The sequence below is a fragment of the Spirillospora sp. CA-108201 genome, from assembly GCF_050936235.1.
GTDB lineage: Bacteria > Actinomycetota > Actinomycetes > Streptosporangiales > Streptosporangiaceae > Spirillospora.
The window spans coordinates 7,241,816-7,255,977 of the sequence record NZ_JBNJNE010000001.1 but is presented as its reverse complement, the minus strand read 5'-3'; the positions used below and the strand labels follow the sequence as shown (position 1 = coordinate 7,255,977).

The window sequence follows — 14,162 nt, the reverse complement described above, 5'->3', positions numbered from 1 at the left end:
GAGCCCGACCCGCCGCACTCCGCCTCCCGGGCGGCGCGTTCCTTGTGGGGGGCGTCCCCCACACCCCCGAGCCTTACTTGGCGTAGCCTTCCAACGTGGCTCTGTACGCGGCGTACGCCTCCAACATGGACCCCGAGCAGATGTCCGGCCGGGCTCCCCACTCGCCCATGCGCGGCACCGGCTGGCTCGCCGGCTGGCGCCTGACCTTCGGCGGGCAGGACAAGGGCTGGGACGGGGCCCTCGCGACCGTCGTCGAGGACGACTCCGAGCAGGTCTTCGTCGTCGTCTACGACGTGCCCGCCTGGGACGAGAAGGAGCTCGACGCCTGGGAGGGGGCCGCGCTCGACGTCTACCGCAAGATCAGGGTGCGGGTGCAGACGCTCGACGGCGACGCGCTGTGCTGGATGTACGTCCTGGACGACTACGAGGGCGGGCTGCCGTCCGCACGCTACCTCGGCATCCTCGCCGACGCCGCCGAGAAGGCCGGCGCGCCCGACGACTACGTCAAGGAACTGCGCACACGTCCCTGCAAGTCGCTGGGCGACTGACCGGCGGCGGCGCGGCGGCGCGGCGGTAGTGTCGCCCGTGTGAGCAACGACGCTTTTTCACTGGCGCGGGACGCGGCGGACGAGCTGCGTTCCCGCACGTCCATCGACTCCTTCGACGTCGCCCTCGTCATGGGGTCCGGCTGGGTTCCGGCGGCCGACCGGCTGGGCGAGCCCGTCGCCGAGCTGACGGTGACCGAGCTCCCCGGGTTCGCGCCGCCGGCCGTGGAGGGCCACGCCGGGCGGATCCGGGTCGTGGAGATCGGCGGGCGCAACGCGCTGGTGTTCCTCGGCCGCACCCACCTGTACGAGGGGCGCGGCGTCGAGGCGGTCGTGCACGGCGTCAGGACGGCCCTCGCCGCGGGCGTGGGGACGGTGGTGCTCACGAACGCGGCGGGCGGGCTGCGGCCCGAGCACCAGTCGGTGGGCGACCCGGTGCTGATCTCCGACCACCTGAACCTGTCCGGCGCGAACCCGCTGACCGGCGCGACGTTCCTGGACCTGACCGAGGCGTACTCCGGACGCCTGCGGGCCCTGGCCAAGGAGGCCGACCCGAGCCTGTCGGAGGGCGTCTACGCGGCGTTCCGCGGCCCGACCTACGAGACGCCCGCCGAGATCCGCATGCTGCGCACGCTGGGCGCCGACATGATCGGCATGTCGACCGTGCTGGAGACGATCGCGGCCCGCCAGGGCGGCGCGGAGGTGCTCGGCATCTCCCTGGTCACCAACATCGCGGCGGGGCTGTCGGACGAGCCGCTCGACCACGAGGAGGTCCTCGCGGCGGGACGCGCGTCGGCCGGCCGCATGGGCACGCTGCTCGGCACCGTCCTGGCGAAGCTGTGAGCGACCTGCGCGCGCGGGCCGCGGACTGGCTCGGGCAGGACCCCGACCCGCGGACGCGCGCCGAACTGCGGGCGATCCTCGACGCGGGCGACGAGGCGGCCCTCGCCGACCGGTTCGGGGCGCGGCTGGAGTTCGGCACCGCCGGGCTGCGCGGCGAGCTCGGCGCCGGGCCGAACCGGATGAACCGGGTCACGGTCATGCGCGCCGCCGCCGGCCTGGCCGCCCGGCTCCCCGCCGGCGGCCGAGTGGTCATCGGGTTCGACGCGCGGCACGGCTCCCGGCGGTTCGCCGACGACACCGCGGCCGTGCTGAGCGGGGCGGGGCTGCGTCCCGAGGTGTTCGCCGATCCCGTCCCGACGCCCGTCCTCGCGCACTTCACCCGGGCGTTCGACGACATCGTGGCGGGCGTCATGGTCACGGCCAGCCACAACCCGCCGCGCGACAACGGCTACAAGGTGTACTGGGCGGACGGGGCGCAGATCGTCCCGCCGACGGACGCGGAGATCTCCGCCGCGATCGACGCCGTCGGCCGCGTGGACGAGCTGCCCCTCGGCGAGGGCTGGCCCGTCCACGAAGGCGCCGGCCTGTACCTGGACGCGGTGTCGTCCCTCCGGCTCGGCGGCGACCGGGACGTCTCGATCGTCTACACGCCCCTGCACGGCGTGGGCCGCGACGTCCTGCTCACCGCGTTCGAGCGCGCCGGGTTCCCCGCGCCCGCCGTCGTCCCGGAGCAGGCCGAGCCCGACCCGGACTTCCCGACCGTGGACTTCCCGAACCCGGAGGAACCGGGCGCGCTCGACCTGGCGCTGGCCCTCGCCGGGGCTCGCGGCGCCGACCTGGTGATCGCGAACGACCCGGACGCGGACCGCTGCGCCGTCGCCGTCCCGGGCCCGTCCGGGTGGCGGACCCTCACCGGGGACGAGGTCGGCGGGCTGCTGGCCGAGCACGTGCTGCGGCACACCACGGGCGAGGACCGCCTGGTCGCGACGACGATCGTGTCGTCGTCGCTGCTGCGCTCGATCGCCGTCGCGCACCGCGTCCGGTTCGCCGAGACGCTCACCGGCTTCAAGTGGATCATGAAGGCGGCGTCGTCCGGCCGCGGGAGGCCCGACCGGCTGGTGTTCGGGTACGAGGAGGCGCTCGGCTACAGCGTCGGCGACGACCGGGGCGTGCTCGTCAACGACAAGGACGGCATCGGCGCCGCGCTCGCCGTCGCCGCGCTCGCGGCGGACGCCAGGCGCGACGGCCGCACGCTGCTCGACCTGCTGGACGCGCAGGCCCGCAGGTACGGGCTGCACGCGACGTCCCAGCTGTCGGTCAGGGTGAGGGACCTCTCGCTGATCACCGCGGCGATGGCCCGGCTGCGCTCCGATCCCCCGCGCGAGCTGGGCGGACGGCGCGTCGAGTCGTTCGACGACCTCGCCCGGCCCGCCGGAGACCTGCCGCCCACCGACGGGCTGCGGTTCCGCCTGGCCGGAGGGTCGCGCGTGGTCGTGCGCCCCTCGGGGACGGAACCGAAGCTGAAGTGCTACCTGGAGGTCGTCCTCCCGGTGGACGGGGACGTCGCCGCGGTCCGCGCGCGCGCCGCCGCCGACCTGGAGGCCCTGCGCGCGGACGTTTCCGCGGCCCTCGGCTGACCGGGCGGCCCCTCAGCCGACCGCGCCCGCGATCAGCAGGGCGACGACCACCGCGAGCGGGACGGCGAGCGCGGCCAGCGCGGGAACGGACCAGCTGACCGTCCCCCTGGCCGGGCCCTCCTCCTCCTCGGCCTTGGCCTTGGCGGCCTTGTCGGGCGCGCCCGACCGGGCCTTGGGGCGCTGCCGGTCCCGCATCTCGTTCAGCTGCTGCGCCGCGTACGCGGTCGGCGTCCGTCCCCGCAGGTCGAAGCCCTGGGCCTGGCCCTTGTCCTTGCGGGCCTCCTTCTCCGCGCGGGCCTCCGCCTTGGCCTGCGCCCGCGGCGAGGTCTGGAGCACCCACGCCCGGGTCTCCAGATCCGTCCCGTCCGGGCCGGAGAACACCACCGTCAGCGCGTTCCTGCCCTCGATCCGGCGGACCGCGCCCCACGGCACCCGGACGTCCCGCAGCGGGTTGCGGATCGTCACGCCGGTCTCGTCCCCGGCGACCAGCGGCCGCAGGCCGACCGTGTAGGCGATCCCGCAGCCGAGCAGCAGCAGGAACGCGATCGTCACCGTCGTCAGCGAGTAGTCGGGGTCACCGGTGATGCCGACGAACAGGTCGACCAGGTTGAGGGCGGCGAACACCAGCCACGCGTACGCGGCGACGCGCCCGCCGGTGGAGCGAATGGTCATGGCTCGATCATGCCAGGGGCCGGGCGCCGCTCCACTTGAGCTGCGCGAAACCGGGTTTGATCACCCCGTTGATCAGTTCGAGCCGCTCGTTGAACGGCGCGAACGCCGACTTCATGGCGTTCACCGTGAACCATTGCAGGTCGTCCCATCCGTAGCCGAACGCGTCGGCGAGCTCGGCGAACTCCTCCGACAGCGTCGTGCCGCTCATCAGCCGGTTGTCGGTGTTGACGGTGACGCGGAAGCTCAGCCGCCGCAGCAGCCCGATCGGGTGCTCGGCGATCGACTTCGCCGCGCCCGTCTGGATGTTGGAGGTCGGGCACATCTCCAGCGGGATCCGCTTGTCCCGCACGTAGTCCGCGAGCCGGCCGAGCCGCGCCTCGCCGCCCTCCACCTCGATGTCGTCGATGATCCGCACGCCGTGCCCGAGCCGGTCGGCGCCGCACCACTGGATCGCCTGCCAGATCGACGGCAGCCCGAACCCCTCGCCCGCGTGGATCGTGAAGTGCGCGTTCTCGCGCTGGAGGTACTCGAACGCGTCCAGGTGCCGGGTCGGCGGGTATCCGGCCTCGGCGCCCGCGATGTCGAACCCGACGACGCCCGCGTCCCGGTACCGGACGGCGAGCTCCGCGATCTCCATGCTGCGCGCCTGGTGCCGCATCGCGGTGACGAGCGTCCCGACGCGGATCCCGAAGTCCTCGCGGCCGCGCGCGAAGCCGTCCAGGACGGCCTCGACCACCTGCTCCAGCGACAGCCCCTCGCGCAGGTGCTGCTCCGGCGCGTACCGGACCTCCGCGTAGACGATCCCGTCCTTCGCGAGGTCCTCGGCGCACTCGTAGGCGACCCGGGTGAGCGCCTCGACGGTCTGCATCACCCCGACCGTGTGGGAGAACGTCTCCAGGTACCGTTCGAGCGATCCGGAGTTGGACGCCTCCTCGAACCACGTCCGCAGGGCGTCCGCGTCGGTGGTGGGCAGGTCCCCGTACCCGGTCTCCCGTGCCAGGTCCACGATGGTGGCGGGCCGTACCCCGCCGTCCAGGTGGTCGTGCAGCAGCACCTTCGGGGCGCGGCGGATGTCCTCAAGAGTCGGGCGAGCGTTCATCCCACGAACCTACCCCTCCGCCGCGCCCGGGAGGCGGTCGAGGAACGCGGCGACGAGCGGCGCGATCTCCCGGAGGTGCGTTTCGAGGGCGAAGTGGCCGGTGTCGAACAGGTGGAGCTCGGCGTCCGGCACGTCCCGCAGGTAGGCGCGCGCGCCGGGCGCGGGGAAGAACGGGTCGCCGGCGCCCCAGACGATGAGGGTCGGCGGGGCGTGTTCGCGCAGCCAGGACTGCCAGCGCTCGTAGCGCGCGACGTTGGACCGGTAGTCGAAGGCCAGCGCGACCTGCGCCTCCTTGCGTCCCGGCAGGTCGAGGAAGTGCTGGTCGAGGGTCCAGCCGTCCGGGGCGACCGATTCGGGACGGGCGACGCCCGCCTCGTACTGGCCGCGGGTGCCGTCCAGGGTCAGCAGGCCGCGGACGGTCTCCTCCGCCCCCGGCGCCCCGGGACGCAGGGCGATGAACTCGCGGGCGCCGTCCGAGAGGCCCTCGTCGTAGGCGTTGCCGTTCTGGACGACCAGGCCCGCGATCCGTCCGGGGCGCCGTTCGGCGAGCCGGAAGCCGACCGGAGCCCCGAAGTCGAACATGTACAGGGCGAAACGGGTGAGCCCGAGCCGCTCCACGAAGCCCTCGACGACGTCGGCGAGCCCGTCGAAGCCGTAGACGAAGCCGTCCGGCGCCAGCGTGCGGCCGAAGCCGGGGTAGTCCGGGGCGATCAGCCGGTAGCGGGCGCCGAGGACGTCGATGAGCCGGCGGAACTGGTGCGACGCCGACGGGAAACCGTGCAGCAGCAGGAGGACGGGCGCGTCCTCCTGCTCCGGCAGGGACTCGCGGTAGAAGACGCGGACGTCGCCGACGTCGACGTGGCGGTGGACGGTACGGGCGATCGAGAACATTCCTAATGCCTTTCAGCGTGATTGAAGCATTAGGTATAGCGACCGCCCGTCTAACGGGTCAACCCTGCGATGTACCGTTAGGTCATGGACGACCCGAGCCCGCTGATCGGCGAGCCGCCGGCCCTGGACCTGGTCAACACGCGCCCCGCGGGCGCCGACCTGCTGTCCACGCCGGATGATCTGCGTGCCTGGCTGCGGCTCCAGGCCGCCCGGTCCGACGAGGCGCGGGCGTTCGCCGCCGCGGTCACGTCGGAGGCGGCGCTGGCCGCCGTCCGGGACGTCCGCGAGCACACGGCCCGGGCCCTCGACCGCGTCCGCCGCGGCGAGCCGCCCTCGGCCGATGACCTGGAGGCCCTCCACCGGGCCCAGCGCGCCGCGCCCGCCATCACCGAACTGGCCTGGAACGGCGGGGCCCTGGTCGCGGCCCGCCGCCGCACCGGCCCGCCCGGCCTGCGGCCGGCGGCGTGGCTCGCCGAGGCCGCCGCCGGGCTCCTCGCCGACCCGGCGGTCACCGCGGTCCGGGAATGCGAGGCCGACGACTGCGTGATGCTCTTCCTGCCGGCCCACCCCCGCCGCCGGTGGTGCTCGGCGGCGCGCTGCGGCAACCGCGTCCGCGTCGCGCGCCACTACCGGCGTCACCGGCCCGCGGAGAGCGGCCCGGCGTCCCCCTGACGTGCAGAAGCGGGGGCGTCCGACCCCCGCTCCACGAAACCGAACGCTCAGTGCTTGGCCTTGGCGTACTCGCCGATGCCGCCGGCGAAGTCGAACACGACGCAGGGCTCGTCTCCGACGACCCACGCGTCGTGGCCGGGCGTCGCGACGAACACGTCACCGGGGCCGACCTCCTGCTCGGCGCCGTCCCGCATGCGGATGTGCATCCGCCCCGACACGACGTAGCCGTTGTGGTGGACCTCGCAGAGGTCGGTTCCCGCGATGTCCTTCACCGACTCCGTCCAGCGCCATCCGGGCTCGAACGTCGCCTTCCCGAAGACGAGGCCGCTGAGGTTGGCGATCTCCAGGTGTCCCCTGGGGAAGTCCCGCCGGTCGTCCGGCTTCTCGATGCTCTTGATCTCAATCATGATGGGTCCCCCTTCCCCCTCATTTTTCACGTTTGCACCGGCACTGACCTGCGTCAAGACGTCCGGGCCGGACATTGCCCGGCGGTTGCGGAACAGCAGCGCCGGGGTCGCCAGGGACAGGACCCCGGCGACCGCGACGGCGGTTCGGGGGCCGGTGAGGCCGGCCAGCAGGCCCCACAGGCCGGTGAGGGCCGCGATCGTGAGCTTGCTCGACACCGACCACGCCGCCAGGACGCGGGCGACCCGGCCGGGCGGCGTCCACTCCAGCCGGCAGGTGGCCTGCAGCGGGTTGAACACCCCCATGCAGGTGATCAGCCCGAGCTCGACGGCGAGGACGAGCACCAGCCCGGCGGCGCCCGGACGGACGAAGGCCAGGCCGGGCAGCCAGCACGCGCGCAGCGTCCCGAAGACGAGCATGGTCTTCGGGCGCCCGAACCGCGCGGCGAGGCGCCGGGACGCCCGCGAGCCGGCGAGGCCGCCCACGCAGGGGGCGGCGAACGCCAGCGCGTACTGCCAGGGCGCGAACCCGAGGCGGCCGAGCATCAGGACGGCCAGCACCGGCGCCGTCGCCATGATCAGCCCGCTGACCAGGATCGCGTTGAGGAACAGCGGGCGCAGCGCCGGACTCGTGAGGATGTGCCGCCACCCTTCGAACAGGTCCCCCGCACGGAGCCGGGGGCCCGCCCCGCGAGCGGCGCCGCTCCGGGCGGGGCGCGGCTCTGTCCCGCCCATCGCGCGGATCCCGGCCGCCGACAGCAGGAAGCTCGCCGCGTTGGCCGCCACCGTGACGAGCGGGCCGAACAGCCCGATCGCGGCCCCGCCGAGCGGCGGCCCGAGCATGGTGGCGGTCCAGGCCGTGGACTCCAGCCGCCCGTTCGCGGCGAGCAGGTCGTCCGGCCGGACGAGCGCCCTCAGGCAGGCGCCGCTCGCCGCGGTGAAGGCGATGTCGGCCGCGGCGACGACCACCGACACGACCAGCAGCTGGGCGAAGCCGAGCCCGCCGAGGACGAACGCGGCGGGCAGGCTGAGCAGCGCCGCGCACCGGACCAGGTCCATCGCGATCATCACGGGGCGCTTGCGGCGGAACTCCACCCAGGGGCCGAGCGGGACCGCCACCGCCGCCCCCGCCAGCAGACCTGCGGCGGCCAGCGCCGACACCCGGGCCGGACCGGCGTGCAGCACGGTGATCGCGATCAGGGGGAACGCGTCGAAGGCGAGCCACGTCCCGAACGCGCTGACCGCGTAGGCCGTCCAGAGCCACCCGAACCGCCGCCCCAGCGACCGCCCCTCCCCCGTGCGCACCCTCGCCACGCTCCCTCCGCCGGCCGCGCCCGCGCCGGCCAGGGAGATCAAAGCGGGCGGCGGGCCCGCGGATCAAACAACCGCCGGCCCCTCGGCCACAACCGCGCGTTGTCCCGCCGGAGCGGAGGCGACGCACGGACGGCCGCCACGGCTAGCGGACCGCCGTCTCGGCGGCGTAGACGATGACGTTGTCCCGGTAGCTGCGCTCGGCCCGGTCGAACGCGCCGCCGCAGGTGACCAGGCGGAGCCCGGGGTGGTCGAGGGCGCCGTAGACGCGCGCGGTGGGGAACCGCCCCTTCGGGACGCGCTCCACGGACTCGACGGTGAACACGGCCACCCTTCCGTCCGCGCGGCTCACCTCGACGCGGTGCCCCGGCCTGAGCCGGCCCAGGTCGTAGAAGACCGCGGCGCCCTCCGCGGAGTCGACATGGCCCAGGATGACCGCCGCGCCGCGCTCGCCGGGGGCGGGCCCGCCCTGGTACCAGCCGGCCTCCCCCGGCCGGTCGGCCGGGGGGACCTGCACCTCGCCGCCGTCCCCGAGGCCCAGGCGGGCCAGCGGCGCCCGCACCCCGATGGACGGGACGGACACCTGGACGGGCGGCGAGCGGTCCAGCGCCGGCCCGTGCCGGTCGACCGCCCGGGTGGCCGCGGCCCACGCGGGCGGGCTCGGCGGACCGTCCGGGCCGCGCAGCCCGAGGACGACCAGGGCGAGGCCGGCGGCCGCCAGGACCGCCGCCGGCACCCCCGGGCCCCACCGGCCGCCCTTTGCCCTCATCGCCCTTCCCGTCCCATCGGAATTGTCAGTACCGGTTCTCTGCAAAATGGCTCGCTACGACGCGGCCGCGCCATTCCGGCGGCGGACGGCAATGGCGCCGGCGCCGATCCCGCCCAGCAGCAGGACGCCGCCCCCGGCCAGAAGGGCGGTGTTCCCGCCGCCGGCCCCGCCGCCGACACCCGTCGCCGGCCCGCCGGTCGGGGTGGGCTGGGACATCGGGCGCGCCTTTCCGTCCACGACGTGGACCTCGCCGACCCCCCTGAACGCGCCGCACCGCACCAGCACCGTGTAGGTGCCGACGAAGGTGTCCTTCTTGATCGTCGCGAGACCGGCCCGTCCGTCGACCTCCTCCGCGCCGTTCAGCGGGACGGCCCCGCCGTCGAAGGCCAGCGAGCCCGCCGTCCCGTCCACCTGGCACTTCTTCCCCACGACGGTGACCTGGTCGCCGGGGCGGGCCATGCCCTCATCTGATGAGGACGCCACCGATTTGGTTCGGTGATCCTTTTCATCAATGGCCTGGCGAGGCATCCCGGCTGGGAATTCGAGAAAGGCCCGCGGCTCGCGGCGGGTCCGCCGGCCTCGCATCGGTCAGGAGCCGCCGAGGAGCCGCAGGAGGCCGGCACGGAGCGCGTCCTCGGCGACCGCATCGGGCATGCGGCCCGCCTGCCGCTCCTCACTCGCGGCATGGGCCAGCGCGATGGTGGCCGCGACCAGCCAGCCGACCGGGAGCCGATCGTCGAACTCGCCGCCGCGCCGCCCCCGCTCGATCACCCGCCTGATCCGGTCGGCGACGGGCTCGTGCCGCTCGTGTTCGGCCTCCGGGCCGAGAGGCGCCGCGCCGATCCGCCGCGTCAGGACGGGGTGGCGCCCGGCCGTCCGCGCGGCGGCGTCGAGCAGCCGCATCAGCGCGTCCGCGGCCGGCCCCGCGTCGAGACCGGCGGCGTCCATGGCGGCCACCGTCTCCTCGGTGAGCCGCTCGGCGATCGCGTGAAGCAGCTGCTCCCGTGAGGAGAAGTGGGCGTAGACGGTCTGGCGGGTCACCCCGGCGGCGTCCGCGACCGCCCCCAGACCGGCGTCGGGCTCGGCGTCGAGCACCCGCGTCGCAGCGTCCAGGATCGCGTCCCTGCTGCGGCGGGCGTCGGCGCGGCTGTTGCGGGCCGGAGGCGGCATTATTTCTTACACCTTGTCAAAGTTAGGTCTCCGCTCATATCTTACAGAGCGTCAAAGATCGTACCGAGCACTCCGACGGGGGATCCATGCGCCCACTCGACGAAACCGAACCCGGGCGGTTCATCGCCGACTTCTACACCTCCTTCACCGAGGACCTGCTGCGCGGCGACGACGACCCGGCGCTGATCGTCGACCGCTACCACACCCCGGACATCGTCCAGCTCGCCGACGGGATCCGGATCGACCGCGACAAGCTCATCGCGCACACCCGGCCGGTCCGCAAGAACCGGCCCGCGAGCAGGGTGGAGGTGCACGAGGCCGTCGCGGACGGCGACCGCCTCGCCGCCCGCTACACCCTGCACGTCCGCCAGCGCGGCAAGGACCTCTCCATCGAGGTCTACTTCTTCGGCCGCTTCGCGCCTGACGGGCGGATGCGCCAAGCCCACATGTCCACTCGCACCACTTCCGCGGACACCGCCCCCTGAGCCCACGGCGAGGCGTCGCCGTGGGGGCCGGACGCGGGGGCTCTCGAAGGCGTGCGCCCGGAACGCCGATTCGGCGGTCCGGGCGCACGCCCTGGTGAGTGCCTGCCCGGGGTCAGTCCTTGGAAAGGGGCAGGGTCAGGGTGCTGCCGGACAGGTCGACCTTGACCTTGGTGCCCGCCGGGTAGCGGAGCGTGTAGGCGTGGTCGGTGGCCAGCACCATGAGGCCGATCCGGTGACCGGGCTTGAAGACGTAGTCGTACGGCTGCATGGGCCAGCTGAACGTGTAGTCCTCGCCGGGCCTCACCGGGGTGCTGCGCCAGATCGACTCGCGGTTGCGGACGTCCGTCCAGCCGCGCGTCACGATCTTGAACGGGCTGACGGCGGTGGTGTACTTCCGGACGGTGCGGCAGCCCTCGTCGCCGGGGATCGAGTCGCCGTAGCACCACCGGTCGGACGTCGGGACGAAGCCGGAGACGCGCTCGTCGGAGCCGTAGTCGACCAGGAGGGCCGACAGGTACGGCGAGCGGCCGTCGACGGAGGCGCGCAGCCTGATCCGCGCCGTGCCGCTGAGCCGGGTGGCCCTGGTCAGCTTCGGCGTGAGGTAGACTAGGCGGTTCGGGTCCGCCGCGTCCGGGTTCGCCGCCAGCTCCTCGGCCTTGCGGGCCGGGTCGTCCACCAGCTGCTGGACGCCGCGGCCGCGCTCGCCGAGGCCCGCGGCCGACAGGCCGAGCGACACCGGACGCGCCGAGGCCTCCGGCCAGTCCTTGTGCGTCTCCCACTGGCCGGGAGTGCGCTCCAGGTCGACCTTGGGCCGGCGCATGATGTCGTTGCGGACGTTGTAGAGCTCGTGCGCGAACCACAGGTTCAGCGATTCGAGCCACACGCTCTGGCGGACGTCCAGAGGCTCGTCGTGCGCGGCCTGGTGGATCCAGAGCTTGCGGTCGACGCCGGCCTTCTTCAGCCCGTCCCACAGGAGGGGCATCTGGATCGGCTTGACGTTCCAGTCGGCGAGGCCGCTGGTCATGAACACGCTCGCCTTGAAGCGGGGCGCGGACTTGGCGAAGTTCCGCTCGTCCCAGGTCCGGTTGTAGTCGCCGGTGACCCGGACACGCCGGTCGCCGCGGCCGCCAGCGGCAGCGTGCCGTCGTAGGACTTGCCCGCCATGGCGACGTTCCCGGTCGACCAGCCCGCACGGACCTTGCCGCCCTGGGCGTCGTACGCGGTCGCCTTGCCGGTGAGCCACTGGACGACCGACTTCATGCCCTGCGCCTCGTTCGGGCCGACGGCGGTCGGGCAGCCGTCGGAGTCGCCCGTGCCGAGCGTGTCGGCCGCGACGACGGCGTAGCCGCGGGAGACGAAGTAGTTGTCGTAGTAGACCCGCGAGTAGCTCGTCGGGCCGGGCGGCGGCGTCCACGGCGCGAGGCGCGGGTAGTCGGTGACGTCGGCCGGGTGGTACGGCGGGTCCTGGAGGCCGGCGTAGTAGGGGCTGCCCTCAAGGATCGAGGCCACCTTCAGGCCGCCGTTCGTCTCCTTGGGACGGGTGATGTAGACGGACACGCGGTCGCGTTCGCCGTCCCGGTCGCTGTCCACGTTCGTCTCGACGAACACCTTCTCGCGGACGGCGTCCCTGAACGAGAACGTGGGCTGCGTCTTGCCGTCCTTCACCACGATGTGAGGACGTCCCGCGTCGGCGTACGCGGGCACCGTGCCGGCCACGAGGCCGACCGTGCCCGCGAGCGCCGCGACGGGCAGGAGTGAGAGTCGCAACGTCCGCTCCTTGGCTGCTGAGAGAAACCTGATCAGCGTCCAGAGCGGACACAACGCCCGTCAACGGTGATTCTTAACAAATCGGCCAGTTCACGCGATCCGGTCGATGACCAGGGGGTGCGCGGACACGGCGCCGCCTGCCTCGATGTCGAAGGCGCCGTCCAGGGCCTCCAGCGCGCGGCCGAACCTGGCCTCGTCGTCGGCGTGCAGCGTCAGCAGCGGCCGGCCCGCCTCGACCGTGTCGCCCGGCTTGGCGTGGCAGATGACGCCCGCGCCGAACGAGACCGCGTCCTCCTTGCGGGCCCGGCCCGCGCCGAGGCGCCAGGCCGCGACCCCGACCCCGAAGGCGTCCAGCCTGGTCAGCACGCCCGAGGACGGGGCCGTGACCACGTGGGTCTCGCGGGCGGCCGGCAGCGGCGCGTCGGGGTCGCCGCCCTGCGCGGTGATCATGCGGCGCCAGGCGTCCATGGCGGAGCCGTCCTTCAGCGCGTCGGCCGGGTCCCGCCCGGAGATCCCGGCGGCGGCGAGCATCTCCCGCGCCAGCGTCAGGGTCAGCTCGACCACGTCGGACGGGCCTCCCCCGGCGAGCACCTCGACCGACTCGGCCACCTCGACGGCGTTGCCGACCGCGTTGCCGAGCGGCCGGTCCATCGCCGTCAGCAGGGCGACCGTGCGCAGCCCGTGGTCGGCGCCGATCGCGACCATCGTCTCGGCCAGCTCGCGGGCGCTGTCCACCGTCTTCATGAACGCGCCCGACCCGACCTTGACGTCCAGCACCAGCGCGCCCGTGCCCTCGGCGATCTTCTTCGACATGATCGAGGAGGCGATCAGCGGGATCGACTCCACCGTGCCGGTCACGTCGCGCAGCGCGTAGAGCTTGCGGTCGGCGGGCGCGAGACCGCCGCCCGCCGCGCAGACGACCGCGCCCGCCGAGCGCAGCACGTCCAGCATCTCGGCGTTCGACAGCGACGCCCGCCAGCCCGGGATCGACTCCAGCTTGTCCAGCGTCCCGCCGGTGTGGCCGAGGCCGCGCCCCGACAGCTGCGGGACGGCCGCGCCGCACGCCGCCACCAGCGGCGCCAGCGGCAGGGTGATCTTGTCGCCGACGCCTCCGGTGGAGTGCTTGTCGGTGGTCGGGCGGTCCAGCGCCGCCCAGTCCATCCGCTCGCCGGACCGGATCATCGCCTCGGTCCACCGGGCCACCTCGGCCCGCGACATGCCGTTCAGCAGGATCGCCATCGCCAGCGCCGACATCTGCTCCTCGGCGATCACGCCCCGCGTGTAGGCGTCGACCGCCCAGTCGATCTGCTCGGGGGTCAGCGTTCCGCCGTCCCGCTTGGCGCGGATGACATCGGTGGCGTCCACGGATTCCTCTCGGTGGTCGGGCCGGCCGGGGTGCGCCGGCCGGGGGGTGTCGGTCAGGCCCGGTCCACGAGGTCGTCGGGACCGAAGGCGTCCGGCAGGACGTCCGACATGGGCAGGATGCCACGCGTGGTCTCCAGCAGCATCGGCGCGCCGCCGTGCTCCCACAGCAGCTGCCGGCAGCGCCCGCACGGCATCAGCGGGTTCCCGCGCCGGTCGACCACCGCCATCGCGACCAGCCGGGGCCGCTCGGACTTGCCGGGCCCGTGCAGCGCCGACACGACCGCGCACTCCGCGCACAGCCCGACGCCGTACGAGGCGTTCTCCACGTTGCACCCGGTGATCACCCGGCCGTCGTCCACCAGCGCGGCGGCCCCGACCGGAAACCCGGAGTACGGGCAGTAGGCCCGCCCCATCGCCTCCCGCGCGGCGACGCGCAGAGCAGGCCAATCGATATCCATAAGGCCCTACCTTTCTGGGAGGACGACCCCTCAAACCCCCGGCAAGAGCAGCCGGCCGCATCCAGATCTGGGGG

Annotated in this window: 16 protein-coding genes and 1 pseudogene; 5 read left to right on the top strand and 12 right to left on the bottom strand. The window is 73.9% G+C overall.

The features are described 5' to 3' along the window. Window positions 1–95: 95 nt before the first annotated feature. From ACQEU6_RS34950 to ACQEU6_RS34940, 3 genes are read left to right on the top strand one after another with little or no spacing between them, the layout of a single operon-like run. Window positions 96–548 carry a gamma-glutamylcyclotransferase family protein gene (locus tag ACQEU6_RS34950; protein WP_499337697.1) on the top strand — a complete coding sequence of 151 codons (453 nt, stop codon included), beginning with the start codon at window positions 96–98 and terminating at the stop codon, window positions 546–548. A gap of 39 nt (window positions 549–587) precedes the next feature. After that, the gene (locus ACQEU6_RS34945) at window positions 588–1,388 is read left to right on the top strand and encodes a purine-nucleoside phosphorylase (RefSeq protein ID WP_499337696.1); all 801 of its coding nucleotides are present in this window, start codon (window positions 588–590) and stop codon (window positions 1,386–1,388) included. Further along, complete coding sequence (locus tag ACQEU6_RS34940; protein WP_499337695.1) at window positions 1,385–3,025, top strand: phospho-sugar mutase; 1,641 nt, start codon at window positions 1,385–1,387, stop codon at window positions 3,023–3,025. Before ACQEU6_RS34945 ends, ACQEU6_RS34940 begins: the two co-directional genes overlap by 4 nt. Before the next feature lie 12 nt (window positions 3,026–3,037). Here the strand turns inward: ACQEU6_RS34940 and ACQEU6_RS34935 are convergent, their stop codons facing one another. Genes ACQEU6_RS34935 through ACQEU6_RS34925 form a run of 3 tightly spaced genes read right to left on the bottom strand, consistent with a single transcriptional unit; the run spans window position 3,038 to window position 5,687 of the window. Further along, complete coding sequence (locus tag ACQEU6_RS34935; RefSeq protein WP_499337694.1) at window positions 3,038–3,697, bottom strand: PH domain-containing protein; 660 nt, start codon at window positions 3,695–3,697, stop codon at window positions 3,038–3,040. Between the two features lie 7 nt (window positions 3,698–3,704). Beyond that, window positions 3,705–4,796 carry an adenosine deaminase gene (locus ACQEU6_RS34930; protein ID WP_499337693.1) on the bottom strand — a complete coding sequence of 364 codons (1,092 nt, stop codon included), beginning with the start codon at window positions 4,794–4,796 and terminating at the stop codon, window positions 3,705–3,707. A 9-nt stretch (window positions 4,797–4,805) separates the two neighbouring features. Next, the gene (locus tag ACQEU6_RS34925; RefSeq protein ID WP_499337691.1) at window positions 4,806–5,687 is read right to left on the bottom strand and encodes an alpha/beta fold hydrolase; all 882 of its coding nucleotides are present in this window, start codon (window positions 5,685–5,687) and stop codon (window positions 4,806–4,808) included. A gap of 84 nt (window positions 5,688–5,771) precedes the next feature. On the opposite strand from ACQEU6_RS34925, the gene ACQEU6_RS34920 reads away from it, so the two are divergent. Further along, the gene (locus tag ACQEU6_RS34920; RefSeq protein ID WP_499337690.1) at window positions 5,772–6,359 is read left to right on the top strand and encodes a CGNR zinc finger domain-containing protein; all 588 of its coding nucleotides are present in this window, start codon (window positions 5,772–5,774) and stop codon (window positions 6,357–6,359) included. Between the two features lie 47 nt (window positions 6,360–6,406). Here the strand turns inward: ACQEU6_RS34920 and ACQEU6_RS34915 are convergent, their stop codons facing one another. From ACQEU6_RS34915 to ACQEU6_RS34900, 4 genes are all read right to left on the bottom strand, one after another. Next, window positions 6,407–8,077: an MFS transporter gene (locus ACQEU6_RS34915; protein ID WP_499337688.1), complete on the bottom strand. Its 1,671-nt coding sequence runs from the start codon at window positions 8,075–8,077 to the stop codon at window positions 6,407–6,409. 142 nt (window positions 8,078–8,219) lie between these two features. Next, window positions 8,220–8,843, bottom strand: coding sequence for a class F sortase (locus ACQEU6_RS34910; RefSeq protein ID WP_499337687.1), 624 nt, complete (start codon window positions 8,841–8,843; stop codon window positions 8,220–8,222). A 54-nt stretch (window positions 8,844–8,897) separates the two neighbouring features. Continuing rightward, window positions 8,898–9,302, bottom strand: coding sequence for a hypothetical protein (locus ACQEU6_RS34905; protein ID WP_499337685.1), 405 nt, complete (start codon window positions 9,300–9,302; stop codon window positions 8,898–8,900). Between the two features lie 129 nt (window positions 9,303–9,431). Beyond that, window positions 9,432–10,013, bottom strand: a complete 582-nt coding sequence (locus ACQEU6_RS34900) for a TetR/AcrR family transcriptional regulator (protein WP_499337683.1) — start codon at window positions 10,011–10,013, stop codon at window positions 9,432–9,434. 86 nt (window positions 10,014–10,099) lie between these two features. On the opposite strand from ACQEU6_RS34900, the gene ACQEU6_RS34895 reads away from it, so the two are divergent. Further along, the gene (locus ACQEU6_RS34895) at window positions 10,100–10,498 is read left to right on the top strand and encodes a nuclear transport factor 2 family protein (protein WP_499337681.1); all 399 of its coding nucleotides are present in this window, start codon (window positions 10,100–10,102) and stop codon (window positions 10,496–10,498) included. 112 nt (window positions 10,499–10,610) lie between these two features. On the opposite strand, the gene ACQEU6_RS34890 is transcribed toward ACQEU6_RS34895, so the two are convergent. The 5 genes and pseudogenes from ACQEU6_RS34890 to ACQEU6_RS34870 all read right to left on the bottom strand — a co-directional run bounded on the left by ACQEU6_RS34890 (window position 10,611) and on the right by ACQEU6_RS34870 (window position 14,088). Next, on the bottom strand, window positions 10,611–11,318 hold the full coding sequence (locus tag ACQEU6_RS34890) for a CocE/NonD family hydrolase C-terminal non-catalytic domain-containing protein (RefSeq protein WP_499340448.1): 708 nt from the start codon (window positions 11,316–11,318) through the stop codon (window positions 10,611–10,613). Window positions 11,319–11,468: 150 nt separating this feature from the next. After that, window positions 11,469–11,555, bottom strand: a pseudogene (locus ACQEU6_RS34885) (hypothetical protein); the annotation flags it as partial. Further along, window positions 11,519–12,055 carry a CocE/NonD family hydrolase gene (locus ACQEU6_RS34880; RefSeq protein WP_499340446.1) on the bottom strand — a complete coding sequence of 179 codons (537 nt, stop codon included), beginning with the start codon at window positions 12,053–12,055 and terminating at the stop codon, window positions 11,519–11,521. The pseudogene ACQEU6_RS34885 and the gene ACQEU6_RS34880, both read right to left, overlap by 37 nt. A 300-nt stretch (window positions 12,056–12,355) precedes the next feature. Further along, window positions 12,356–13,630, bottom strand: a complete 1,275-nt coding sequence (locus ACQEU6_RS34875; RefSeq protein ID WP_499337680.1) for a thymidine phosphorylase — start codon at window positions 13,628–13,630, stop codon at window positions 12,356–12,358. A 53-nt stretch (window positions 13,631–13,683) separates the two neighbouring features. After that, window positions 13,684–14,088: a cytidine deaminase gene (locus tag ACQEU6_RS34870; protein WP_499337678.1), complete on the bottom strand. Its 405-nt coding sequence runs from the start codon at window positions 14,086–14,088 to the stop codon at window positions 13,684–13,686. Window positions 14,089–14,162 lie beyond the last annotated feature (74 nt).